The organism is Halovivax gelatinilyticus, from assembly GCF_024300625.1.
GTDB lineage: Archaea > Halobacteriota > Halobacteria > Halobacteriales > Natrialbaceae > Halovivax > Halovivax gelatinilyticus.
The window spans coordinates 2,385,201-2,407,702 of the sequence record NZ_CP101322.1 but is presented as its reverse complement, the minus strand read 5'-3'; the positions used below and the strand labels follow the sequence as shown (position 1 = coordinate 2,407,702).

Annotated in this window: 26 protein-coding genes and 1 pseudogene; 13 read left to right on the top strand and 14 right to left on the bottom strand. The window is 63.0% G+C overall.

Features of this window, described 5'->3' with window-relative positions; translation table 11 throughout:
* Together NKH31_RS11365 and NKH31_RS11360 are read left to right on the top strand one after the other, a co-directional pair.
* On the top strand, nucleotides 1-399 hold the full coding sequence (locus NKH31_RS11365) for a 30S ribosomal protein S6e (protein WP_254861915.1): 399 nt from the start codon (nucleotides 1-3) through the stop codon (nucleotides 397-399).
* 13 nt (nucleotides 400-412) lie between these two features.
* Nucleotides 413-850, top strand: coding sequence for a DUF7112 family protein (locus NKH31_RS11360; protein ID WP_254861914.1), 438 nt, complete (start codon nucleotides 413-415; stop codon nucleotides 848-850).
* Between the two features lie 59 nt (nucleotides 851-909).
* On the opposite strand, the gene NKH31_RS11355 is transcribed toward NKH31_RS11360, so the two are convergent.
* The 8 genes from NKH31_RS11355 to NKH31_RS11320 form a co-directional block, all read right to left on the bottom strand.
* Nucleotides 910-1,407: a PadR family transcriptional regulator gene (locus NKH31_RS11355; RefSeq protein WP_254861913.1), complete on the bottom strand. Its 498-nt coding sequence runs from the start codon at nucleotides 1,405-1,407 to the stop codon at nucleotides 910-912.
* A gap of 372 nt (nucleotides 1,408-1,779) precedes the next feature.
* Complete coding sequence (locus NKH31_RS11350) at nucleotides 1,780-2,241, bottom strand: FlaD/FlaE family flagellar protein (RefSeq protein ID WP_254861912.1); 462 nt, start codon at nucleotides 2,239-2,241, stop codon at nucleotides 1,780-1,782.
* A 144-nt stretch (nucleotides 2,242-2,385) separates the two neighbouring features.
* Nucleotides 2,386-4,107, bottom strand: coding sequence for an archaellar assembly protein FlaJ (flaJ, locus tag NKH31_RS11345; RefSeq protein ID WP_254861911.1), 1,722 nt, complete (start codon nucleotides 4,105-4,107; stop codon nucleotides 2,386-2,388).
* A 2-nt stretch (nucleotides 4,108-4,109) separates the two neighbouring features.
* On the bottom strand, nucleotides 4,110-5,789 hold the full coding sequence (locus NKH31_RS11340; protein WP_254861910.1) for a type II/IV secretion system ATPase subunit: 1,680 nt from the start codon (nucleotides 5,787-5,789) through the stop codon (nucleotides 4,110-4,112).
* 1 nt (nucleotide 5,790) lies between these two features.
* Nucleotides 5,791-6,519: an archaellum protein ArlH gene (arlH, locus tag NKH31_RS11335; protein WP_254861909.1), complete on the bottom strand. Its 729-nt coding sequence runs from the start codon at nucleotides 6,517-6,519 to the stop codon at nucleotides 5,791-5,793.
* Complete coding sequence (arlG, locus tag NKH31_RS11330; RefSeq protein WP_254861908.1) at nucleotides 6,519-6,995, bottom strand: archaellum stator protein ArlG; 477 nt, start codon at nucleotides 6,993-6,995, stop codon at nucleotides 6,519-6,521. The genes arlH and arlG overlap by 1 nt, the downstream gene beginning before the upstream one ends.
* Nucleotides 6,996-7,061: 66 nt before the next feature.
* Entirely contained in the window at nucleotides 7,062-7,529 is a 468-nt protein-coding gene (gene arlF, locus NKH31_RS11325) for an archaellum stator protein ArlF (protein WP_254861907.1), read from the bottom strand.
* 38 nt (nucleotides 7,530-7,567) lie between these two features.
* Nucleotides 7,568-8,776, bottom strand: coding sequence for a FlaD/FlaE family flagellar protein (locus NKH31_RS11320; protein WP_254861906.1), 1,209 nt, complete (start codon nucleotides 8,774-8,776; stop codon nucleotides 7,568-7,570).
* A gap of 436 nt (nucleotides 8,777-9,212) precedes the next feature.
* On the opposite strand from NKH31_RS11320, the gene NKH31_RS11315 reads away from it, so the two are divergent.
* The 8 genes and pseudogenes from NKH31_RS11315 (at nucleotide 9,213) to NKH31_RS11280 (ending at nucleotide 14,642) form a co-directional block, all read left to right on the top strand.
* Nucleotides 9,213-9,794, top strand: coding sequence for an archaellin/type IV pilin N-terminal domain-containing protein (locus NKH31_RS11315; RefSeq protein WP_254861905.1), 582 nt, complete (start codon nucleotides 9,213-9,215; stop codon nucleotides 9,792-9,794).
* 3 nt (nucleotides 9,795-9,797) lie between these two features.
* Complete coding sequence (locus tag NKH31_RS11310) at nucleotides 9,798-10,418, top strand: archaellin/type IV pilin N-terminal domain-containing protein (protein WP_254861904.1); 621 nt, start codon at nucleotides 9,798-9,800, stop codon at nucleotides 10,416-10,418.
* A 3-nt stretch (nucleotides 10,419-10,421) separates the two neighbouring features.
* Nucleotides 10,422-11,033, top strand: a complete 612-nt coding sequence (locus NKH31_RS11305; protein WP_254861903.1) for an archaellin/type IV pilin N-terminal domain-containing protein — start codon at nucleotides 10,422-10,424, stop codon at nucleotides 11,031-11,033.
* A 633-nt stretch (nucleotides 11,034-11,666) separates the two neighbouring features.
* Nucleotides 11,667-12,005, top strand: a complete 339-nt coding sequence (locus NKH31_RS11300; protein ID WP_254861902.1) for a twin-arginine translocation signal domain-containing protein — start codon at nucleotides 11,667-11,669, stop codon at nucleotides 12,003-12,005.
* A 108-nt stretch (nucleotides 12,006-12,113) separates the two neighbouring features.
* A complete protein-coding gene (locus NKH31_RS11295; RefSeq protein WP_254861901.1) occupies nucleotides 12,114-12,584 on the top strand; it encodes a DUF7500 family protein in 471 nt (156 codons plus the stop codon).
* A gap of 154 nt (nucleotides 12,585-12,738) precedes the next feature.
* Nucleotides 12,739-13,383, top strand: a complete 645-nt coding sequence (locus NKH31_RS11290) for a DUF8159 domain-containing protein (protein ID WP_254861900.1) — start codon at nucleotides 12,739-12,741, stop codon at nucleotides 13,381-13,383.
* A gap of 239 nt (nucleotides 13,384-13,622) precedes the next feature.
* Nucleotides 13,623-13,967: pseudogene (locus NKH31_RS11285) on the top strand (DUF8159 domain-containing protein); the annotation flags it as partial.
* Nucleotides 13,968-14,216: 249 nt separating this feature from the next.
* Nucleotides 14,217-14,642 (top strand): DUF5807 family protein, encoded by a 426-nt coding sequence (locus NKH31_RS11280; protein ID WP_254861898.1) that lies wholly within the window; start codon nucleotides 14,217-14,219, stop codon nucleotides 14,640-14,642.
* A 13-nt stretch (nucleotides 14,643-14,655) separates the two neighbouring features.
* Here NKH31_RS11280 and NKH31_RS11275 read toward each other — a convergent pair whose 3' ends face one another.
* Complete coding sequence (locus NKH31_RS11275) at nucleotides 14,656-14,877, bottom strand: hypothetical protein (protein WP_254861897.1); 222 nt, start codon at nucleotides 14,875-14,877, stop codon at nucleotides 14,656-14,658.
* Nucleotides 14,878-14,971: 94 nt separating this feature from the next.
* Here NKH31_RS11275 and NKH31_RS11270 point away from each other — a divergent pair, with 94 nt between their 5' ends.
* Both NKH31_RS11270 and NKH31_RS11265 read left to right on the top strand, forming a co-directional pair.
* The gene (locus tag NKH31_RS11270; protein WP_254861896.1) at nucleotides 14,972-15,667 is read left to right on the top strand and encodes a hypothetical protein; all 696 of its coding nucleotides are present in this window, start codon (nucleotides 14,972-14,974) and stop codon (nucleotides 15,665-15,667) included.
* Between the two features lie 123 nt (nucleotides 15,668-15,790).
* Entirely contained in the window at nucleotides 15,791-17,629 is a 1,839-nt protein-coding gene (locus NKH31_RS11265; protein WP_254861895.1) for a S9 family peptidase, read from the top strand.
* A 24-nt stretch (nucleotides 17,630-17,653) separates the two neighbouring features.
* Here NKH31_RS11265 and NKH31_RS11260 read toward each other — a convergent pair whose 3' ends face one another.
* The 4 genes from NKH31_RS11260 to NKH31_RS11245 all read right to left on the bottom strand — a co-directional run bounded on the left by NKH31_RS11260 (nucleotide 17,654) and on the right by NKH31_RS11245 (nucleotide 20,126).
* A complete protein-coding gene (locus NKH31_RS11260) occupies nucleotides 17,654-18,046 on the bottom strand; it encodes a type II toxin-antitoxin system VapC family toxin (RefSeq protein ID WP_254861894.1) in 393 nt (130 codons plus the stop codon).
* Nucleotides 18,043-18,279 (bottom strand): antitoxin VapB family protein, encoded by a 237-nt coding sequence (locus NKH31_RS11255; protein WP_254861893.1) that lies wholly within the window; start codon nucleotides 18,277-18,279, stop codon nucleotides 18,043-18,045. The genes NKH31_RS11260 and NKH31_RS11255 overlap by 4 nt, the downstream gene beginning before the upstream one ends.
* A gap of 60 nt (nucleotides 18,280-18,339) precedes the next feature.
* Nucleotides 18,340-19,521 carry a DHH family phosphoesterase gene (locus NKH31_RS11250; protein ID WP_254861892.1) on the bottom strand — a complete coding sequence of 394 codons (1,182 nt, stop codon included), beginning with the start codon at nucleotides 19,519-19,521 and terminating at the stop codon, nucleotides 18,340-18,342.
* A 158-nt stretch (nucleotides 19,522-19,679) separates the two neighbouring features.
* Nucleotides 19,680-20,126, bottom strand: coding sequence for a universal stress protein (locus NKH31_RS11245; RefSeq protein ID WP_254861891.1), 447 nt, complete (start codon nucleotides 20,124-20,126; stop codon nucleotides 19,680-19,682).
* Between the two features lie 109 nt (nucleotides 20,127-20,235).
* Between NKH31_RS11245 and NKH31_RS11240 the strand changes: the two genes are divergently transcribed.
* Nucleotides 20,236-20,685, top strand: coding sequence for a universal stress protein (locus tag NKH31_RS11240; RefSeq protein WP_254861890.1), 450 nt, complete (start codon nucleotides 20,236-20,238; stop codon nucleotides 20,683-20,685).
* Here the strand turns inward: NKH31_RS11240 and NKH31_RS11235 are convergent.
* Nucleotides 20,664-22,403: an MBL fold metallo-hydrolase gene (locus NKH31_RS11235; protein ID WP_254861889.1), complete on the bottom strand. Its 1,740-nt coding sequence runs from the start codon at nucleotides 22,401-22,403 to the stop codon at nucleotides 20,664-20,666. The genes NKH31_RS11240 and NKH31_RS11235 overlap by 22 nt on opposite strands.
* Nucleotides 22,404-22,502 lie beyond the last annotated feature (99 nt).

The following is a 22,502-nucleotide window of genomic DNA, read 5'->3' as shown; positions in this document are numbered from 1 at the left end:
ATGGCAACGTTTAGTGTCGTCCTCGGCGACCCCGAATCGGGGCAGGCCTACCAGCTCGAAGCCGAGGGACAGGACGCGAATCGGTTTATGGGTAAGTCGATCGGCGACGACGTCGACGGCAGTGCGCTCGGTCTCGACGGCTACACGCTCGAGATCACGGGCGGCTCGGACGAGACGGGTCGTCCGATGCACGCCGGCGTCGCGGGCTCGAACTTAAAGGAGGTTCTGATGCGCGAGACCGAGACGGGGTACAACCAACAGCGCGACGGCGAGCGCCGTCGCATCACGGTTCGGGGGCGAGAGGTCGCCGACGACGTGAGCCAGATCAACGTCACCGTCGCCGAAGCGGGCTCGGCGCCGGTCGCGGACCTGCTCGGCGACGACGAGGACGCGGAGTAAGGGGGACGTTTTCGTGGCTGATCAGATATCGAGCGAGCACCCGTCGGTGACGACGATCAGAGCGACCGCCACACCCACGGCGACCGGGCATCGGATCTCGATCCCGGCAGACGAAACGGCCGAGTTTCCGGCGGACACCGTCGTCCGGGTCGTCCTCGACGGCCAGGAACGATTTTGCCGCATCGACCGCCCGCTGACGGGCGACGGGCTGACGATCGACGGCGTCTACGACACGCCGGCCAGCGCGCGCCAGCCGGGAACGGGCGAAGACCGCCTGGCCGAGTGGCTCTCGACGAACGGAATCGACGGCGGCTCGGTCCTGGTCGACGTCGTCGAGGAGGACTTTCAGTACGGTCTCCGTCCACCGGGAGAGACGACCATTTACACGGCAAAAGAGCCCCCGTCGGAGTCGCTCTCGTCGATCGCGGAATCGATAGACGAATCCGAGTGACGGCTCACACAGACTGTGGGCACTCACGGGGACGAGTTTGATAGAGATCCGGTATACCGCTACAGCTCGGGCAAGAACGCGTAGAGCAACAGGCCGAACGCGAGGTGCTGGACCATGGTCTGTTCGAGGCGACCTCTGACCGCCTCCTCGTCGTCGATCGCGTACTCCTTCGTTCTCACTTTCGCGTGCATCGAGAGGACTTCCTCGTCTTCGAGTTCGTGGAGACTCGGATAGACCGTGCCCGGACTCAGCTGCGTTCCGAAGAACCGGCTGAGATCGGAGAGTAGTTCCTTCCCGTGGGTCTCGCCGTGTAGCGAGATCAACATCAAGAGCACCTCCTCTAAGTTCTCCTTGACGATCGCCTCGTCGAACTGGACGTCGTCGGTCGGAAGCGAACCGCGCACCTGTTCCATCAGCGCGTCGAAGTCCGCTTCGATGTCGTAATTGGCCGCTTCGGTCGTCCCGATCGTGATGTCGTACGTCGTTTCATCGTCCGTCCCGGCCGGGGCGAACGCGTCGAGCACAGATTCCGTCTTGTTGGGGGTTGAATCGCGCATTTCCGATCACCTGTCAGAACGGACCGGAGCGATGGGGTGCTCGGAACCGTCCCGATTATAGTCGGTGGAAGAACCGATGGGTTATAAAAAACGTGGCCGAGAAAGGCGTCGAGCGTCCATAAATACCCCACAGAAGTCAGCCAATAAATCCAGGCCCATACATATATAGACATTCGACCAATTAATAACCACTATTTGACGAAGTAGCCTGGAAGGGACGTCGAAAGTGCCGATTCGTCCGATAGTCAGGCGGGGTGAACTGTACAGATAACTGTTGTGGCTCCACGTTCGAGTCGAATGCGACACACCGTAGCCGACGAGACGAACGGCCTAGACGTCGAAGGGACGTGCGTCGAAATCGAACGGAGACGATCAGTCGGAGACGGGCGGTTCGTCGCGGATGATGCTAACTAGCTCGCCGCCGGGTTCGTCGTCTTCGTCCGCTTCGATCCGGCGGTCGACCCGGCGTTCTGCCATTCTGGCGACCATGACGTGTTCTTCGAGGTCGTCGTCGTTGATCTCGGAGATGTACTCGAGCGACTGTGCGTGTGCACCGAAGAGCGTCCCGCTCAACGATTCGAGCGGATACTCGAGCGTGGTCGGCTCGTCGTAGCGCTTGTTGTGCATCTCGCCGAGCGAGAGCCCGCGCAGGTACGAGATCATCTGCTCTCTGACCAGCGGACTGATCCAGCCGAGATCTTCGTAGTAGCGCAGACAGTTGAGGGCGCCGGTCGTCCCGAACGTCTCGCCGAGAAACCGCGCCCACTGGATCGTGGCGTCGGTTCTCCCGACTGACTGCTCGAGCGTTTCTACGTGGTAGGTATCCTGCGTCATAGTGAAATCTCCGGCTGAACGACTAGAGTAAATCCCGTACAAAGTACCTTCGTGCGGTATCGAACCGTGAGTCGCGCCTCGTAATAGGCCACGGTTACTGAATTGACACGATGTGGCGAGACAGCAGTCAGATTGCGAGCGTCGTCAAACGCTGATCACGGCGCCGACGACGTAGCCGGTGATCACGGCGATGATCGCGCCCATCCACGTGAGCAGGACGAAGTTGACGAGGCCGGTGATCATGTGCCCGCGGTCGGTGAGCCGGATCATCACCGCCGAGAGCGCGGCGTTGATGAGGATGGTCGCGATCAGGAGGTACTCGATGACGACGAGATTGTACTGAGCCGTCTGGAGGAGGCCGCCGACCATCTGCTGATCCAGGTCCATTTCGGCCGTGATGTCCATCATGATCTTGACGACCTCGAGGCCGATGAAAAACGAGAACACGGCCGAGGCCGTGATACCGTAGAGGACGCCGGTCAGCGTGGTCGTCGCCTGCTGGCGTTTTTCTCTGACTTTGAGGACGTGGCTCTGATTCATGCTGATGAGCTGGCCGAGCAGTCGCGGGTTGCCGCCCATCTGGCGACCCATGACGTACATGTCACCGAACTTCTGTATGAGGTACGATCCCGTCTCCGCCGCGAACAGCCGCCAGGACCTGATGTCGTCGACACGCATGTGCAGGCGCTTGTAGAGGGCGTCGATGTTCGCCGTCAACGCCCCGAAGTCCTTCGTCCGGAGCGACTCTAAGACGCTCGACGTCGAGGTCTGTTTGACGCTCTCGACCGCGCCGAGGGCCCGAATGAACGCCGGGAACTCGCTGTCTCGTTCCTTGACCTTTTTCTCTTCTCTGCGCATTTTCCAGCCGGGATAAAAGAGCGGCGTGACCGGGATGGCGACCATGATCGGCGTCGGGATGCGATCGGATGCGATCGGCGTCACGCCGGAGAGGATGGCGAGGACGACGAGCCCGAGCGCGAGACAGCCTCCGAATCCGATGATGAGCGCCAGCGGGATGCGGTCGGTCGGACTCGTGCCGGCCGTCTTCTCGATGTACCAGAGCGGGTCGTAGGGCGCGATGACGTGGATGGCGTAGACGAAGACCGCCTGGACGATGGTGAACATCACGATCGTCGCCCCGATCAACAGCATCGGGCTCATCCCGACGAGCATCGGCAGGACGATGGCGAACACCAGGATGAACGCGAGCGAGAGCATCATCGACATGTAGAGTTCCTTCATCACGTCGAGTTTCGCCAGGTCTGACTCGTAGCGGGTGGTAAACTGCTGGATCATCGTGTCTTGCTCTTCGACGAGGAACTCGCTGATCTCCTGGCCGGCACCGACGGTGTAGGCGAGTCGTTCGAAGAAGTCCGCGAGGAGGGGACTCGACACCTCTTTCGCCCGCATACGACACGCGTCGTCTAGGCTCTGGTTCCAGGTGTCGACCAGCGCGACCAGGTAGCCCATCTCCTCGGCGAGCGCCTGGTACTCGTCTTCTTCGGCCAGGATGCGAAATATCTCGACCCGGTTGATGTTCGCCATCGAGAGCACCGTGATGTGGGTCAAAAACAGGTGAAAGCGCTGTCTGACCTGCTTTCGTCGTCGATCCTGGGCGAGTTTCGGATAGGCGACGGCCGTCAGGATGGCGAGTAGGCCGAGACCGGCGAGCGGTCCGGCGACGAAGAGCGGTACTCCGACCAGCAACGGCGCGAAGAGCGCGCCGAAAAAGAAGGCGACCGACGGCAGGATGATCAGGAGGAAATACCGCCTGACCGACATCCCCATGGCCTCGTAGGACCGATAGAGCGCGAACAGTATCGAGCGCGCACCCAGATCCGGTCGAGACTCGTTGGCCGTGGACATGATCAGCTGAACTGGTACATTCCCGTCGGCTGGATCGGCAGGCCCTCGATGCCGTCGCGCTGATAGTCGGAGATAGCCTTGTTGACTTCGTGATAGCCGAGGACGCCCGCGTCGATGAGCTGGCGGATTATCTCCGCGCGCTTGTCGAGTTCGTCGTAGATCTCCCGGGTGTCGGTGTAGCCGAGCAGCGTCGCGATCTGCTCTTCTAGGACGAACGAATTGTTCCGGCCGGTGAAGACGACCTCGTCGTCACGCGGGTCCCAGCGAAAGGCCTGCCGGGTGACGACGCCGCCTTCGTACTCGGAGTAGCCTTCGATCTCCTGGACGCTCGTGACGCGTCGAAGGATGTCGTCACCCTGCTTGACCCGGTTCTGAAACAGCGCGACGTCGCAGTTGTCCATGAACGTCTCTGGGACGTTGATCGGGTTCCCGGTGAATCGCTGGATCATGCTGACGATGTCGCTCGCGTGGAACGTGAGCATCACCGGGTGGCCGGTCTGGGCCGCCTGGAACGCCATCTGTCCCTCCGCTCCGCGGACCTCACCGACGACGATGTAATCGGGGCGGGACCGGAGCGCCGCGGCGACCAGGTCGAACATGTCGACGTCGGCGCTCTCGTCGCCCGACCCCTCGCGGGTGAGTAGCTGCTGCCAGGTGTCGTGGGGCGGGACGACCTCGGCGGTGTCCTCCGCCGTGTATATCTTCGAATCGCGCGGGATGAACGACAGCGACGCGTTGAGCGTCGTCGTCTTGCCCGACGCCGTCTCACCGACGACGAACACGGTCTGTTCGTTCTCGAGACAGAGCCAGAGGTAGGCGGCCAGCTCCGGGCTGATCGTCCCCCAGTTCGTGATCTGAAACACCGACAGCGGGATCTCCTCACCCTGTCGAATCGTCAGCGAGGGGCCCTGGACGGAGACGTCGTCGGAGTAGATGATGTTGATACGCGAGCCGTCCGGCAGCGTCGAGTCGATGATCGGGTCGGAGTCGCTGACCGGGTGGTTCATTCGCTCGCCCATGTTCCGGAGCCACTGTTCGAACTGCTCGGGCGAGCCGAAGTCGACCGTCGCGCTGATCATGCCGTAGGTGGCGTGGTCCAGGTAACACTGCTTGGGACCGATGACGTGAATGTCCTCGTTGGCCGTGTCGGCCATCACCGGTTCGAGCGGCCCCAGGCCGACGATGTCGCGCTGGAGCTGATAGCGGAGTCGATCGAATCGCTCGCGCGTGATCGAGAACTTCGTCGATCCGAACGCCTTGATTCGGCCGACCGACTGCCCCCTTAGCCCGGAGGTGATCTCGACGACCTCGTCTAAGAGTTCGTCTAAGTGCTCTTCGAACTCCTCCTCGTTGGTCGGCGCCGGCCGCGTGACGCTCTTGTCGAGAATGCGCTGGCGGATCTTCGTGTAGAGTTCGTGATCCGACTCGTCTAGCGTCGGTTCGACGCAGTAGTAGGTCGTGTCGATGCCGACGTCGCCGTAGACGTGACAGAAGATCGGTTCTTCGGCCTCGTAGATGACGTTCGGGCGGTGAGACTCCCACTCCTCGCTGGGTTCGTCGATCAGCGCCGGATACTCGGTGTACTCGTCGTAGAACCAGTCCAAGTGCTCTCGCAAGTGCGGGTGTCGGTCCGCCAGCTCCTGCAGTTCGTTCGACAGTCGGGTCGAGCCGAAGTCAGCCATCTCAGGCCACCGTCCGGCTCACGATCGAGAGCCCTCGTCCCTGCTGGACCGTGTAGCCGATCGAATCGTCGACCGGCTCTTTCATGTTCTGAAAGCGACGCACCCGGACATTCCGTCTGATATCCTGGCCGACCGCAGACGTCTCCAGTTCGAAGTAGACGTCGACGACGTTGCGAAGCGGCCTGAGCGCCTCCTCGCTCACGCTCGTCGGATCGACCGTGAAGACGACCGTCTTGTCCATCTCGGTCACCGTCCGCAGGAACGAGACGAGCCGCTGGAGGACGTGATCTTCGTCGCCCGTCCCGGCGACCGCCTCGTAGCGCGGGTCGTTTCGGAGCAGGCCGGAGAGGCTGTCGACGTAGATCACGTCTGCCATCCACAGCGTCTTCGCTTCGGTGAACCGTTTGAGTAACTCGCGCTGTTGACCCCGGTTGTGCGTGTCGATGTCGGCGTGCAGGAACAGCAGCTGCTCGCCGAGCAAGTGCTCGACGACGTCGTACGACAGCGAGTTCATCTGCTGGACGAACTCCCAGGAGGCCAGTTCCGTCGAGACGTACGTGACGTAGACGTCGGTATCGGCCATCCCGTAGGCGAATCGCTGCGTGATCGCGCTCTTTCCGGCCCCGTCTTCGCCCTCGATGAGCACGACCGATCCCTCCGGAAGGCCGCCGCCGAAGGCGCTCTCGACGCGATCCCGTCCGGTGAGGCCGAGCGGGTAGTGATCGACCATCAGTTCTCACCCCCGTCGTAGAACTCGATCGACGCGCTGACTCCGCTTCCGGCGATTCTGACGCGATGTTCGGCAAGTTCGAGCGAATCGTCGGTGCCGAGTTCGAGTTCGATCTCCGCGACCGTCCCCGGCCGCCAGACGCTCGAATCGTAGACGTCGACCGAGACGTCGTCGCGCGGAACGTACTGGCCGTTAACCACGAAATCGAGTTGCCGGCCGTCGCCCGCGAGCGATCGATCGCCCGTGTTCTTCACCAGGAGCGTCACCGTCTCGCCGTCGTCGCTCACGATCGCGCCGCTGCCCGGATCGCTGATGATCTCGACGTCGGTGTCGATCTCGTCGCTGACCGAGCCGCTCATCGAATCGAGCGAGCCGGTGAGGTCGCCGACGCCCGCGACGAGCGTCCCCGCGACGCCGAGCGCGACGAGCATCGCCGCGATGAACAAGATGAGACTCGAAATCGCCTCGCCGGCCATTAGCGCTCACCTCCATCTCGGCCGTGGTCGATCGGGCCTGCCGAACCGCGACGGGCGGTGACCACGTCACTCACCATCGACGTCCACCTCCGTTAGCGTCTGGGCGACGCCGCTGCCGGTGACGACCTTGAGCCGGTCCGGCGCTTCGGCGCGCTCTTCGACGGTGATCTGGAGCCGTTCGCCCGGCTGGACGATCGTCCGTCCCGCGTCGGCGCTCGCGTCCGGCTCGCCGACGGCGGTCGCGTAGGCCTCCGAGGAGACGTACGCTCCGTCTAGCAGGAGGTCGACGGCGGCGACGTCGAGCGTCGTCGAGCCCTCGTTCGTCACGTTCACCGTGAGCGTCTCCGCCGGTTCGTCGTTAGTGGCGTCGACGTCGATCGCCGTGTTTCTGATCTCCAGGGCGCGGTCGTCGCGGTCGTCCATCGCGGCCGACTGGCGTTCGTAGGCCGATTCGAAGGCCGGAAACGCGATGCCGACGGCGACGAACAGCCCGATGAACAGGATGGCGACCGCGGCGCTCGTGGAAAATCCCATCGACGGTCACCTCGCCGGCGACGGATCGTATGGATCCATCAGCCGTGCACCTCCGCGCTGGCTTCGTGCACTTCGGTCAACTTCATGATGTACTCGTAACTGTCGGCGTGATCCTCGGCGGTGAGCTCTTCGGGCGTGCGCTCCGGATCGACGTGCATGTCGAGGTCGGGTCCGCTGAGGACGGTTTCTAAGTGGGCTCTGACCTCGTCGTCGATCCAGCCGATCTCGTGATAGTACGAGATCGCGCGCAAGGTCGCAGAGGGGCCGGCGGTCCGAACCATCTCGGTGAGCCACTCGAAGACGATGACGTCGGAGGCGTACGTGTCGGCGAGTCGGGTGAGGGTGACGCGGTCGTCCCCGTCGTCGCTCGAGTCGTCTGCATCCGAACCGTCCCCGTCGTCCGTCGGGTCGGTCGCCTGCACCTCGACCGACGAGTCGTCAGTCGCGTCGCGGTCGTCGCGTCGATCGTCCGTCGAGTCGTAATTGTCACCGTCGTGGTCGTCGGCGTCGTCGAGTTCGTCCTCGAACGGAATTCGCTGGGGACTGCCGGCGTCGGATTCTTCGACCGCCGAGCGCAGGTCGTCGAACGAGACCGAGGTTCCGGACGCGTCGGTCGTCGACTCGTTCAGACCGAAGCCCTCGTGGTGGTTCTCGCCGAAGACGCCGAATCCTTCGGTCTCCTCTCCCGCGCCCGTGAACGGATTGACGGGCTGGGTGAGCTTGTCGTAGACGCCGAGGAGGCGTCGGATGGTGTCGTTGACGTCTTCGATCTCGCTGGTGACGTTCTCCTGAGCGTCGCGAATCGAGCCTAATCGGGTGCCGTTTCGCTCGAGTTCGTCCTCGAGCGTCTCGATTCGGTAGTAGAGGTCGTCGACGACCTCGTCGTCGTCCATCTCGTCCGGATCCGGCCGCTCGGTGTCGAACGACGGGCCGACGTCGGCGCCGGACTGGGCGGCTCCACCGCCCGCGGCATTTCCGTCGGTCGGCTGGCCGTCCTGGCCCGCTTGTCCGCCCTGCATCGGCTGGCCCTGTCCATCGACCGGTTGGCCGTCCTGTCCGCCCTGTATCGGCTGACCCTGTCCGTCGACCGGCGGCTGCTGGCCGCGCTCGCCGGGGACGCCCTGTCCTTGGGCGTCCGGGTCGAACTGTTCTTCGCGCACCTGCTCGCGTTCGCGGCCGCGTCGGCCGCCGGTGTTGCCGAGCAGGTTCTCGAAGAGCTTCCGAAGACTATCTAGGCTGAGATCCATGTGGGGCTCGAAACGCCGCGTCGGCGGCGGTGCGCCGGATACGGGCGGCGTCGTCCCTGGCTCGCGAGACGGAATTCATCTACCCCACAGTAGCCACACTCGTCCTAAAGCTCTAGTCGTGAGTTCGGCGGCCGATTCGACCGGCGTTTCGAGTCGTGAATCGAGTCTCGATACGCCGTCTGAGGCGATACCGAGGTTAATAGATGAACTAGTGAATGTCTTCGTCGGGGTACATCCCCAGATACTGTGATGCCACACGACTCACCCGCTCCCGCCGTTAGACGGGCCACGACAGCGCCCGTCGCCAGCTTCGCGGGAAACCGCGAACGCGACGGGGCATCCCCGTCACGCGGGATCGACGCACGCGCGTCTGTAACCTCGATCGGCCCGACCGGTCGACGCACGGGTGAATCGTGTAACACAGGGTGTACACATAATGTTCGAAAATATAACAGAGACGGAAGAGCGCGGTCAGGTGGGTATCGGTACCCTGATCGTGTTCATCGCGATGGTGCTCGTTGCGGCCATCGCCGCAGGAGTATTGATCAACACGGCCGGTTCGTTGCAGAGCCAGGCTTCAGACACGGGAACGGAAACCCAGCAAGCGGTTGCGAACCAGATCGAAGTCGTTCACGCGTACGGCGAGATAGCAGATAGTGATCCCGAAGTTGAACAGGTGAACCTGGTCGTCAAGAAGTCCGCTGGCTCTGACGTCATCGATATCGAATCGATGACCGTTCAGTGGACGAGCCAGGACACCTCTGAGACGTTAGAATATGATGATGGCTTTACGACAGAGGCATTAACCACCGACACTGACGACGATGGTGAAGCGCTCGTGGACACGAGCGACCGTATCGAGATCCAGATCGCGTTCGGGGATTTGACCGATCAAGACAATCTCGATCCAGGCGACAGTGCTACCGTCGAACTCGTCGACCAGTCCGGTGCCCAGTTTAGCTACGGCGTGACTGTCCCGGCGACCTTCTCTGATGACGCTGACGTCGTGGAGGTCTAATCCATGTTCGAGACAATTCACTCCGAAGACGAACGCGGTCAGGTCGGAATCGGTACCCTGATCGTGTTCATCGCGATGGTGCTCGTGGCGGCGATCGCCGCAGGCGTATTGATCAACACGGCCGGCTCGCTGCAGAGTCAGGCATCTGACACGGGTACGGAAACCCAGCAGGCAGTGGCGAATCAGATCGAGGTCGTCCACGCGTACGGTGATACGAACGCCGATATCGCGGCAGATGGAAGCGTAAATACGGCTGCCTCTCACGTCGAACAGATCAACTTGGTCGTAAAGAAGTCGGCTGGATCTGACGTAATCGACCTTAACTCGATGACGGTGCAGTATACCAGTGACTCAGTCTCCGAGACACTCGAACTCGGTGATGGATTTGATAGCACCGAACTCACATCCGGGACCGAAAGTGATGCATTGGTAAGTACTGACGATCGAATTGAAATTCATATTGACCTTAGTTCGGCTGATAACAGCGCGTTCGATGAAGATCAGCACCTCGACCCCGGTGACAGCGCAACCGTCGAACTCGTCGACCAGTCCGGTGCCCAGTTCAGCTACGGCGTGACCGTTCCGGCAACGTTCGCTGACGACGCAGCCGTCGTGGTGGTCTAATCCATGTTCGAGAAAGTTCACTCCGAAGACGAACGCGGCCAAGTGGGAATCGGTACCCTGATCGTGTTCATCGCGATGGTGCTTGTTGCGGCCATCGCCGCAGGCGTCCTGATCAACACGGCTGGCTCGCTGCAGAGCCAGGCTTCCGACACGGGAACGGAGACCCAGCAAGCAGTGGCGAACCAGATTGAAGTCGTCCACGCGTATGGTGACCTTAACGGCGATGACGTCGAGCAAGTGAACCTCGTCGTGAAAAAGTCTGCTGGCTCTGACGTCATCGATATCGAATCAATGACCGTTCAGTGGACCAGTGATGAAACTTCTGAGACACTTGAATTACCTGATGGTGACCCCGATGCAGACGGCGTACTTTCATCAACTGAGAACGGTGAGTTTGGTGTTACCGGGCTTACCACGGATAACCCCACGTCGCTGGTAGACACATCAGACCGCGTTGAGATCAATCTCAATATCGACCACATTCCAGATCAGGAAAACCTCGAAGGTGGATCTAGTGCCACTATCGAACTGGTCGATCAGTCCGGTGCCCAGTTCAGCTACGGGGTAACCGTCCCGGCGACGTACGACGACGACGCAAACGTCGTCATCGTCTAAACGGAGCACAGTCCACCAACCACTCACGCATACCCACCGCGACACCCGACCGAACTGACGACGGGTGCTCTCGCCCGAGAACCGGTTCGTCGGTCACTCGGATGACGCGAGGGCGGTGACGGGACGCTGTCGGAGACCCCTGAGCCCGCCGCCGATTCCGCGGGCGAGACGTCGCCAATCGATCACCGGCGTCGTCGATCCCGCCGAGGTGCTCGCAACCGAGCCGATGGTCGATGGGGCCGCCGTCACTCAGTAAAGAGGCGGCGGGTGGCAATCGGCTCGCGACGTGGTATGTGAGCCAATTCGACGATGAGACAGCGACTGACGCATCGTCGTGTACCACGCTTTCTTTCAGTAGTCTAAAACGTATCCCGAGTCTCACCGACGGAACGATCCGAGAGGTCCACGACACCTCGTTCGAGACGCACGAGCGGCCTGCATCTGTGCCGCCACCTCGTAACCCAAGACAGTCAGCGCAATCGCGCCAAACTGTTCGACCAACTCGAGCGGACAGACAGACCACGGCGGCTGCGCACAGCCCCGACCACGCCGTGTCGACCCCCGAATCGAGTTCTGTAACGACAGCTGTGGCGGTACGAGTCACTATTAGCTGAGAGCGCCGTTACTGCAGTGATGACGCTTTCCCGACGCAAATTTATCGGAGCGGCCGGAGCACTCTCCGCCGCAGCGCTCGCCGGCTGCATGGACAACGGCGACGTCACCGTCGACGCGGTGAACATCGAATTCTCCGAGGACTCGCCGGACGACGGCGCCAACGTGATCTTCATCCTCGAAACAAACGATCCACCCATGGACCTCGAGTTCGAGGTGACGACGTTCGACGAGAACGACGAGGTCGTCGACGAAATTACGTTCGAGGACGAACTCACGGACGAAGAGCAGACGATCATCCATCGGACCCAACTCGACGAGGACTTCGAAAGCTACGAGTACGAAGTAACGGAGATCTGAAGCCAGGCGGCGATAACCGGTTGCTAGAGAAGCCCCCACTTTCGAACACCTCTTCACTGGCCGACAGGCTAACAACGACCCTCGACCGTTCTTGACCTAACCCCCAACATGACCCCCGACACCGACGACGGCGTGCTCGATCCCGAGGATCTCACCCTCGACCCGGAGCTGGTCGACCGCATCGAGGACAACCGCTTCGTCGTCCGCCCGGACGACTCCAAAGCCGACCGCCCCACATCTCTCGATCGTAATGGGCCGGACACCGCGCAGATTACCGACGATCGACCCGAGACCCTCGTGGATCCACCGGCGGGGGCGCTCGACCCCGATCCGACGAGCGCAACCGAGAGCCAGCCACGCGTACTGGACCCAGAGGTGAAGCTCGCGAACGAAGTCTCACCACACGGCGTCGACATCACGCTCAAGACCGACGGCGAGGTGGCCAGACACCGAACCACGTCGAACGACATCCGCGAGGTGTTCGCCGACATGATGGCCTGGTACGCGAATCAGCTAGACGAGGACCTTACACCGATGGAAGCCCTCGAAGTTCTGGTCGCCGCTACTGATCTCGAATAACCGTCTCGATGGGGCCAATGCCGGTCAGAAGAATTCTTCGCTGAACGCAACGATCTCGGTAGTCCGCGCATTGCTGTTCCCATCCGTTTCGACGCTCGATTCACAGTTCGATACGGAACTGACGTATTTGGCCGTTTGGCAGAGTGGGTATTCTATGGCAGAATGGAGCCCCTCCAAGAAGACACACTCCCGGCGGCGAATGCTCGCCGGTGCCGGCGCACTCGTCGCGAGCGTGACCGCCGGGTGCGTCGGGATACTGGGCGGTGAGTCGACTGACGGCGAAATCGACCCCGCAGAGCCGCCGATCGACCGCGACGGCACGCCTGAGGAGTTCTACTACTTCCTCGAGGAGAACGGCATCGCGGTCGAGAAACTGGCCCGCGAAGACGACGAACTCTACCTCACCTACCACTCCGAGGCGGAGACGGTCGACGAGTCCGACGAGGAGATCCTCGTCGTGTACGAGGTGTACAAACAGGCTCTGATCCACCGTGGGTCGGACATCGAGTTCCTCTACAACGAGATCGCCGATCCGTTCGACGGCCAGGCCCATGGGTGGGGTATCAACACGGACTGGATCCGCCAGTACGACAGCGAGGAGGACGCGAACGATTCGGACAACGAAACTGGAAACGAATCAGCCATCGATGGGGACGCGTTCTCCTTGTGGAACATGATCCTCAATTCGAAGGTCTACGAGGAGGACGTCGATGCAGTGGGCGATGACGAGGATGGATCCAGCCCGGCGGATCCCGATGAAGACGTGGACGTAGACGACGAGTCTGACGAAAACGAGTGAGAGGGCGGCGATCGACTTCTGGCGGATAGTGTAGCATCGGATTTGTGACGTCTTCGCCAGTATCTACACCTGCAGCGCGTTGGCGGCCGTCGGAACGACGGTCACACTCTACCGCTACTCGGTACCGTTTGGCAGCCAGAAACTGTCCCATGCGGACCGACCCATATGGCGCCACTCCCGCCGACCCCTTCATCGATCATTAAGATACCGTACCAAAGCGTGCCGACTTCACCCGCCGTGGCGACGCCCTCTTCCTCACCTACCACTCGACCGAGGAGACGCCCGCCGGCTCGGACGAGGAGATCGGAATCATCTACCAGGTGTACAAACAGGCGCTGATCGAGCGCGGCTCCGAGATCACCTCGCTCTCAGCAACCGTCGCCGACCCGTTCTACGGCCAACCCCACAGCTGGATGATCGACACCGACTGGATCCACGAGTACGACAGCCCCGACGCGGAGTCGGACGAGCGCGACGCCCTCGCGCTCTGGGAGATGATCGAGCGGACGAAAGACTACGGCGACTTCGATCCAGAGAGCGACGAGGCGACGAACGAGACCGAAGCCGCTGACAGTGACGAGTAGGTTGGGTGTCGTACTAATCGAGACTCTCGACAACTCGGTTACGATCGACGAATACGACTTAATCAACGGTGGACTTCCACGAGAGCGTTCTATCGTCCCGTGGGGAATCGTCTCGCCAGCACAGTCAGATATTCGTGCGTACTTCGGCCGGCTGGACGAGCCGATTCTAACGGAGACGGTCGAACGGCTCGTCTCGTATCTCCGGTCGCGATAACGGGCTTTTTCCCGCTCGACCGCACAGTCACCGGTATGACCGCAGACCACGAGGCGTTTCTCGCCGGCGAGCGACCGGACGACGTCGCCATCTACCTCGCCGCGGACGCCGTCGACGACCTCGGCCGACTCGAATCGTACGGCGAACGGGTAGACGACGGCATCGTGATCGTCGTCGACGGCGAGCGCGGACGCAACGCCTTCCGCGCGGCGACGGGCGTCGACGCGATGGCGTTCGCGAAGGAGGCGATGGCCACCCAGGGATCGATCGACGCGAAGCTGACCGGCGGGACCTGCCCCGAAGCGGACGGGGACCACGAGGTCCGGTTCGTCTTCGCCTTCGCCGAAGAACAGAACGAGGACGTCGGCGGGCTCTACGGCGAAGGAGACGTCGTTCACGCCTACGCGCGTTGTGACTGTGATCTGGCGTACTCGGACAAGTGGGTCGTCGGCGATCGATAGCCGGTGAGCCAATTTACTCCGACTCACTCCGATCGGGTTCGATCTCACGCTCCAGTTGTTCTCGAACCGACTCCATCTCCTCGGCCAGACCGGTTTCGGAGAGGGCATCGAATCCCGTCCACCGGTGATCCCTCGTCAATCGAGTCAGAACGTCGTCGATCGACTCGTTCGACCGCCTGAGATCACACAATCGGCGCCAGTTCGCCTCGGAGATCTCGATCGTGTACTCGGACATGTATTCACCGACGAGAGACGTCCGAATAGAAATTCGGGTCGTCAGTCGGCGACGGACGCCGTCATTTTATCGATCGACGTGGTACGTGCGACCGATGAATTCCTTCGAGACCGGCGACGCGACCGAGACCGGATTCGGCCTCTCCGGGCGGGAAGTCCGAGTCATCGGCGGGGCGACCGCGTTGATGGCCGTCACGATCGCGCTGATGTACGCGTTCGCCGAGACGCCGCTGGCGGCGGTGAACCAGCAGCTGTTCGCCTACCCGATCGTCGGCGTCCTGGTGTACGGGGCGGCCATCGTCGGCGGCGAGTTGATCGCCGAGCGGGGAATCGAACGCGAGGATTTCGGTATCGCCGCGCTCGGAACCACCATCCTGGCGCTGGCCTTTGGCATCTTCGGCGCGGGCGTTCTCGGCGTCGCCCCCGCCGACGTTCGCCTCGAGATACTCGGTCTCACCGCCGTCGTGACGATCGTTCTCACCGCGCTCATCGCGGGCTACGTCTACGGCCGCCGGAAGTCGTTCGAATCGTGGGGTCGATGGGCGAATTACGCTTTCGTCGGCGGCGTCGTCGCCATCGCGATCGGGACGTTCGTCCTCACGGAGTTACTCCTCGTCGGTTTCGTGTTGATCTTTCTCGGCTTTCTCCTCAGACTCGGCTGGGAGATCTGGCGGCTCAGAGAAAACGCGGTCGGATCGACCGCGTTGCAGGCGATCGGCGTCTACGTCGCCATCGCTGGCGTCTTCGTCCACGTGTTGCAACTCGTTATGCGGTACGTGCTTCGTGACTGAGCCGGTGACAACGTGCGCCCACGTTGAGAGCCAGTCGCCTGACCGCGTCAACCTCGGGCGACGAACCGGCCGCCGACGACCGCTTCCTCAACAATTATAACACGTTCACCGTAAGCGGTTCACATGAGCACACAGGACACACCGGCGGTCGATCTGGAGACGCTCGCCCGACTGCCCGAATTCTACCATCCCGTGGTCTCGCCGGACGGCTCACAGATTGCGTTCTACTACGACGAACACGGCCGAAACGACCTCTACGTTCTCGACGTCGACGAAGGGTCCTACGAGAGAGTTACCGACGGGGAGGCTCCGCGAAGTGCACGCTGGCACGTTCGCTGGAGCCAGGACGGAGAACGCGTCTTCTTCCACCGCGACGACGCGGGCGACGAACAGAACGACCTCGTCGCCTGGTCACCCGAGGGTGGCGTCGAAACCGTCGTCGAGGTCGACGGGCAAGCGGTCCTCTCGGACACCTCGCAGGACGGGGAAACCGTCCTCTACGCGAGCGACGAGGGCGAACAGATGAACCTCTACCGGTACGATACGGCGGCGAGCGAGACGTCACAACTCACGACCTACGACCGGCCGGTCATGGGCGCGACGTTCGATCCCGACGACGAACGGATCGCCTACGTGACGAACGAGTCCGACTCGCTCGAAAATCGCGACGGCTACGTGATGGCCGCAGACGGAGACGACGTGCGCCGACTCGAGATCGGCGAGGACGGCTCCGAGTCGACCGTCAGCGGCTGGTTCCCCGACGGCGAGCGCCTGCTCGTCTCGGACAACGCACACGACCTGCGACGGGTCGGCGTCTACCACCTCGCGACCGACGAGATCGACTGGCTCGGGCCGCACGATGACGAGGAATCGCCCGCTGCGATCTCGCCCGACGGCCGATACGTCGTCGCGATCCGTCACCGTCGCGGGGCGTCGATGCCGGTCAGGTACGACGTCGAAACGGGCGACGCGGCCGAACTCGACGTTCCCGACGGCGTGGCCAGCGTCCCGGGCGGCAGAGGGGCCGCGTTCACGGACGAGACGACGCTCGTCTTCTCACACTCCCGGCCCGACGAGCGCAAGGAACTCTACGCCTACGACCTCGAGACCGACGAGTACGAGGTGGTCCTCGAGGCGGCCTACGGCGGCCTCGATCCCGACGTCTTCGTCGACGCCGAGTACGTCACCTACGAGGGCGACGACGGCCTCGAGATCGGCGCGATCCTGTACGATCCGCGCGACGGTCCGGCCCTGCCCGACGACGCGACGGACGTCCCCGCGGTGGTGCTGGTTCACGGCGGTCCGCACGCCCGTTCGTCGATGGCGTTCACCCTCACCGCCCAGTTACTGACCTCTCAGGGCTACGCCGTCCTGGCTCCCAACTACCGCGGCTCGACCGGCCGCGGCCGCGAGTTCAAGCAGGCCATCCTCGGCGACTGGGGCGGGATGGAGCAGGCGGACGTCGCCGCCGGCGGCGAGTGGATCCAGAGCCGTGAGTGGATCGACGCCGAGCGGGTCGCCGTCTACGGCGGCAGCTACGGCGGCTACTCGGTCTACTCACAGCTCACGCAGTACCCGACGTTGTGGGCGACCGGCATCGCCTCGGTCGGCATCACCGACCTGCACAAACTCTACGAGGAGGACATGGCCCACTTCCAATACATCCTCCGCCAGCAGCTGGGCGACCCCGAGGAGAACTACGACCTCTGGCGAGACCGAAGCCCGATCGAACACGTCGAGAACATGGAACGACCCATCTACATCGTCCACGGGGTGAACGACCCCCGCTGTCCGATCGGTCAGGCGCGAATCTTCCGGGACGCGCTGGTCGACCTGGGCTGGGAGGAAGGGACGGACTTCGAGTACACCGAGTTCGGCGACGAGGGCCACGGCTCGACCGACGTAGAACACAAGATCCGCAAATTCGAACTGCTCTCTGACTACCTCGACCGGCGGCTGTGAACCTGTAATTGACCCCTCGAGGGGTCAGTAGGTCTCGACATCGACACCCGGAATGCGTTCGAAGTCGTCGACGTTTCTGGTCAATACCGGTTCATCCAGCATGGCTGCCGTCGCACCGATTACGACATCGCTGTCATCAACCGCATTTCCCTCGTTCATCAATTCACCAGCAAGTCGCCCCGCCTTGCGCATAACGGCAGAATCAGCGGGTTGAACGGGTTTTGAATCGAGGACCGTTTCGATGCGTTTTCGCTCGGCATCGCTTCTGGTCGACCTGGCGACGCCGTAGTACAATTCGAAGAGCGTCATCGATGACACTCGCTGCTGACGGAGATCGGACTCGATCGTCTCGGCCATTTCGACCGCATCGTCGTCTCCGTGCATGAGATCGATTAAAAACGACGTGTCGAGAATCACGAGTCCTTCAGTCGCTCCGAAATGCGCTCTAGTTCGTTCGATCGTCGTCGTCGACGTTCTTCGACTGCGGCTTCGAGTTCGGCCGCCTCGTCGTCACTCAGAATGCCGGCCAGTTCGAGAAGGGAGCGTTCACCCGCTAACCGGAGCACTACCTCCGAAAACGTCTCGTCTTCGCGCTTGTGAGCGGCGAGACGATCGTACGCTTCCTCGCTCAAACGGACGCTCTTCGACATGTGTATACAGTCGTATGCAGTACCTATCAAGCTTCCGCCAGTCCGATTTCACCGCACGAATCACGGCGACTCGTCCGTACTCCCGTCGGCCGTCTCGACGACGTCCTCGAAGGCACGGAGGATGACCCGCTTCGCGACGGCGCCGCGGGTCGTCCAGTGGGTCGCGTAATCGAGCATGTCGTCGTAGATGTCGGGCTTGCAACCGGCGGCCTTGGGGTGGCCGCCGCCGTTGACGCGGCCGGCGACCTCGTGACAGCGCTGAAACGTCTCCGTCCCGCGAATCGAAGCGCTACCGGCGGGTTTGACGACGACGGCCGCGTCGGCGCCGGCCTCGCGTAATCCTTCTGCGACCTCGTTCTGCGAACAGCGCCCGTAGGTGACGCCGACCGTGTAGGGGCCGACGTCGTGAAACTCGGCGCGATCGATCGCAAAGTCGATGAGGCGATTCTTCTCGACGCGCTTTTCGGCCAGGAAGTCGGTGACCCACTCGGGAAGGTCGGCGCCGTACTCGCGGACGACCTCGACGTACTCGCCCGGATCGGTCCAGTAGGCGTAGTCGGCGAGGTCGTCGCTGCGCGGATCCTCGCGGATCCACAGGTCGTGATCGCGCGTCACGGCCACGAGATCGACGTGTCGGTCGTCGAAGTCGTGAGCGAGCGAACGGGCGACTACGTCCGCGCTGCACTCTTCGTCCGAGTCGCCGACGACGAGTTCGGCGCCCGCCTCGCGGACGGCCGTCGCGACCTCGTCGTCCCACTGGTGATGGTCGTACCAGCGAACCGACGAGGCGACGTTGACGGCCGCTTCGAGTTCGTCTGCGACGTACTCGTAACGATCCGGCGCCAGGTCACAGACGAAGAGATCGATGCCGGATTCCGCCGCACCCGCCACGCGGCCGATGGCGTCCTCGACGTCGTGCGGACTCGCGGGGACCAGCACCACGTCGTGGGGTCCCGGCTCGGGAACGTCGATCGGATCGTCCGCGTCGGGGTCGCGTTCGTCGTCTGCGTCGGGTTCTGGGACGTCGAGAACGTCGTCGTAGGCCTCGCGGATCAGGGCGACGCAGGCGAGTCCGTCCGCGTCCGGGTCGGCGACGACGGCCGCGTCGGCCCGTTCGAGTGCCGACTCGATCCGTTCGGATTCAAGGTCGTCTTCGACGTCGTCGGGGAGGAAAAATCCGGCACCGGGGAGGAGACTCCGGCGAGCCGGATCGAGATCCGTCGTATCGAACAGGTCGTCCATGGCCGCCGTTGGAGAGGCTGCGGGAAGAAACCGCCGGTCCGTTCGTGTCAGCGCCGGTTACGGTTAGTCGGTTTTGACGTGGCCGTCGAGGAAGGTCCGTTGGGCGAGTGCTCGCCACCCGCGAATCCCCGCGGATAGATCCGCTCTACTCGTTCGGCTCACCCGGTCGCCAGTTCGCCGGCTTCGAGCTGTCGAACCGTGAGGACGGGAACGGGCGAACTCCGCACCAGGTGTTCGGCGACGCTTCCCAGCAGCGGACGGTGCTCGCCGTGGCGGCCGCGCGTCCCGGCGACGACGAGGTCGGCGTCGACCTCGCGGGCGTAGGCTCGGATCTCCGGGGCCGGGCGTCCCTCGCGGACCGCCGTCGTGATCTGTGCTCCGTCGAGCCGCGACTCGATGTCGGTGATCGCCGATTCCGCCTGCGTCTCGAGGGCGCGGCGGTACTCCTCGCGTAGCTCCTCGGGCGCCGCATCGGCTTCACCCGTGTCGACGACGGTCACGACGGCCACCTCGGCGTCGAACCGATCTGCGACGTCGAGCCCGACGTCGATCGCTCGCTCGACGCTCTCGGATCCGTCGGTCGCGACGACTACTCGATCGAACATAGGCGGCGATACGCGCGCCCCCGCCATAACTTCCCACCACGTCCACCGGAGAAACCGGCCTGGACCCGGATAGGTGAACTTTTTCACCCCGCTCGACACACACTCGGGCATGGACGACTCCCTCACCGTCGAGACGGTGCTGGCTCCGGTCGACGGCACCGACGGCTCGATGGAGGCCATCGAGTGTGCGATCGAGTTCGCCGACCGCTACGACGCGTCCGTTCACGCGCTGTTCGTCCTCGGCCGCGAAGTGGTGCTAGGAATGGACGCCGACGCCGTCGACGAGGAAACCGTCGCCGAGAGCGTTCAGGCGTTTCTCGCCGACGTTCGCACCCACGCCGACCTCGAAGACGTGCCGTTTACCACCTCGACCGTCCACGGCTTCTCGTCCAACCGGTTGACCCACCACCCGGGAAGCGTCGTCCTCGACGCCGCCGACGCCGTCAACGCGGACGTCATCGTCCTCCCGCGCACGCAGTCGGACGAGGCCGCGACGGTGCTAGAGACGGTCGCCGAGTACGTCCTCGGCTACGCGAGTCAACCCGTGCTGTCGGTCTGAGTTTCGTCCGCGCCACGTTCGACCTCTCCGTCCGCTCGCTCTGCGGCCCGTTCGATCGATATCTCGACGATCTCACCCGGTTCGAGATCGACATCGTCCAGCGGATTGAGAAGGCGGTCGGGTCCGCCGCCGAGAACGCGCGCCCGAACGGATTCCGATTCATCGAGTCGCGCTTCGATCGCATCGAGTCGGTCCAGGACGGTCGATTCGAACGATTGTTTCCCGTCCGTCATCATCGCTGAATCGTCCGTGGCGATCGATTCGCCGGCGACGAATTCCCCCGTCGGTTGCGCCTCCGGACCGCACGACGAATCGAGCGTCCCACCGTCGGCGGTCGCCGACGAGCCGTACGGGTTGGCAATCGACGGGGTAAACTTCGTCCGGAGTCGATCGAATTCGACCCCTTCGTCTTCGAGATCGACCGGACCGGGATCGAGCGTCGGAAACGTCACGGCCGTCGTCGGCGGAGATTCGACGAGTCGCTGTCGGTGTCGGTCTCTGATCGTACGGACCGCCTCCTCGCCGATCCAGGCCGGTTCGAGCCACTCGCCGTCGTCGTAGAGCGGGTGAATCGCGTCGTCGGCGCTCCCCCAGACGAAACACCGGTCCAGATCGCGCTGAACGCGCTTCAGTCGCGAGCGACCGCCGTGCGTCGCGATCACCTGCAACGGTGCCAGCTCGTCGACGAGTTCGACGATCGTCTCGTGGGCGGGGTGGTTCGACAGGTCGAACGTCCGAATCGTACACCGTGCCGAACGCGTCGCGTCGTCGTCCGGCGTCGACTGGACGAAGAGCGCCCCGTCGTCGTCGGAAATTGCGTCGAACAGTCGACGGGCGCTCCCGCGGGTCGGATCGGCCGGGCCGGCAATCGTGACGCTGCCGGGTTCCAGGATTTCGGCCGGATCGTCGAACACGGGACGCGTCGAGAGTCCGGACGGAACGACGTCGAGTTCGTCGGCCAGTTTGGCCGCCTGGCCCACGAGTTCGACCGGGAGCGGTCTGTCGAGGCGATCGGCGACGTCGGCGATGAGCGAACCGAGGTGGACGCCGGCGAGCGATCCGGCCGCAACGACGACCGTCGAGCCGGCGAATGCCCGTTCCAGGATCGTCTCGACGGCCGTCTGCAGGGTCGACTCGTACGCGTCGTTCGTCGCGACGGTACAGACAACGGTGTCGATTTCGAACGGAAATTGCGTCGGGAGCCCCGGATAGCCGGCACAGGACCGCCGGGTGAAATCGCCGGTGATGAGTACGTGGCGATCGGTGGAGACGGTGGCCGCCTCGTCACGAAAACGACAGACGAAGCCGGATGCACCGGGTGCGTGGCCGGCCGGGACGGGGCGAACGGCGACTTCCGGAAGCACGTCCGTCCACTCGGTAATCGGCGTGAGGGCCTCCAGCGCGTCCGAGACGGGACCGACGTCGTTGTCCTTGGTAGCCTCGGGGAGCGCCCGTTCGAGCGTGGCAGCCGTCGCGGGCGACGCGTAGATCGGCGCGCCGTGCGTGACGTTGTTCGCGAGCGTCAGATAGTGGTCGATGTGGGCGTGCGTGAGCAATATCGCGTTCAGATACTCGTCCTCGTCGAGAAGCGTCTCCACGTCGACGCCCGGGCCCGCGTCGACGAGGATACACGCGCGGCGTCCGTCGGTCGTGGTGACGCGAAGAAGGGTCGACTCGTTCCCGCGGTGGACGTTCGCGTTCTGGAAGGAGACGCGCATACGTACGAACTACCCCGAACAGGGATAAAAATATCGAGATTAGCCGTAGGTAGAACGGTATCGATCCTGTGAACGAACGGAATACTCTGTGACCTCTGG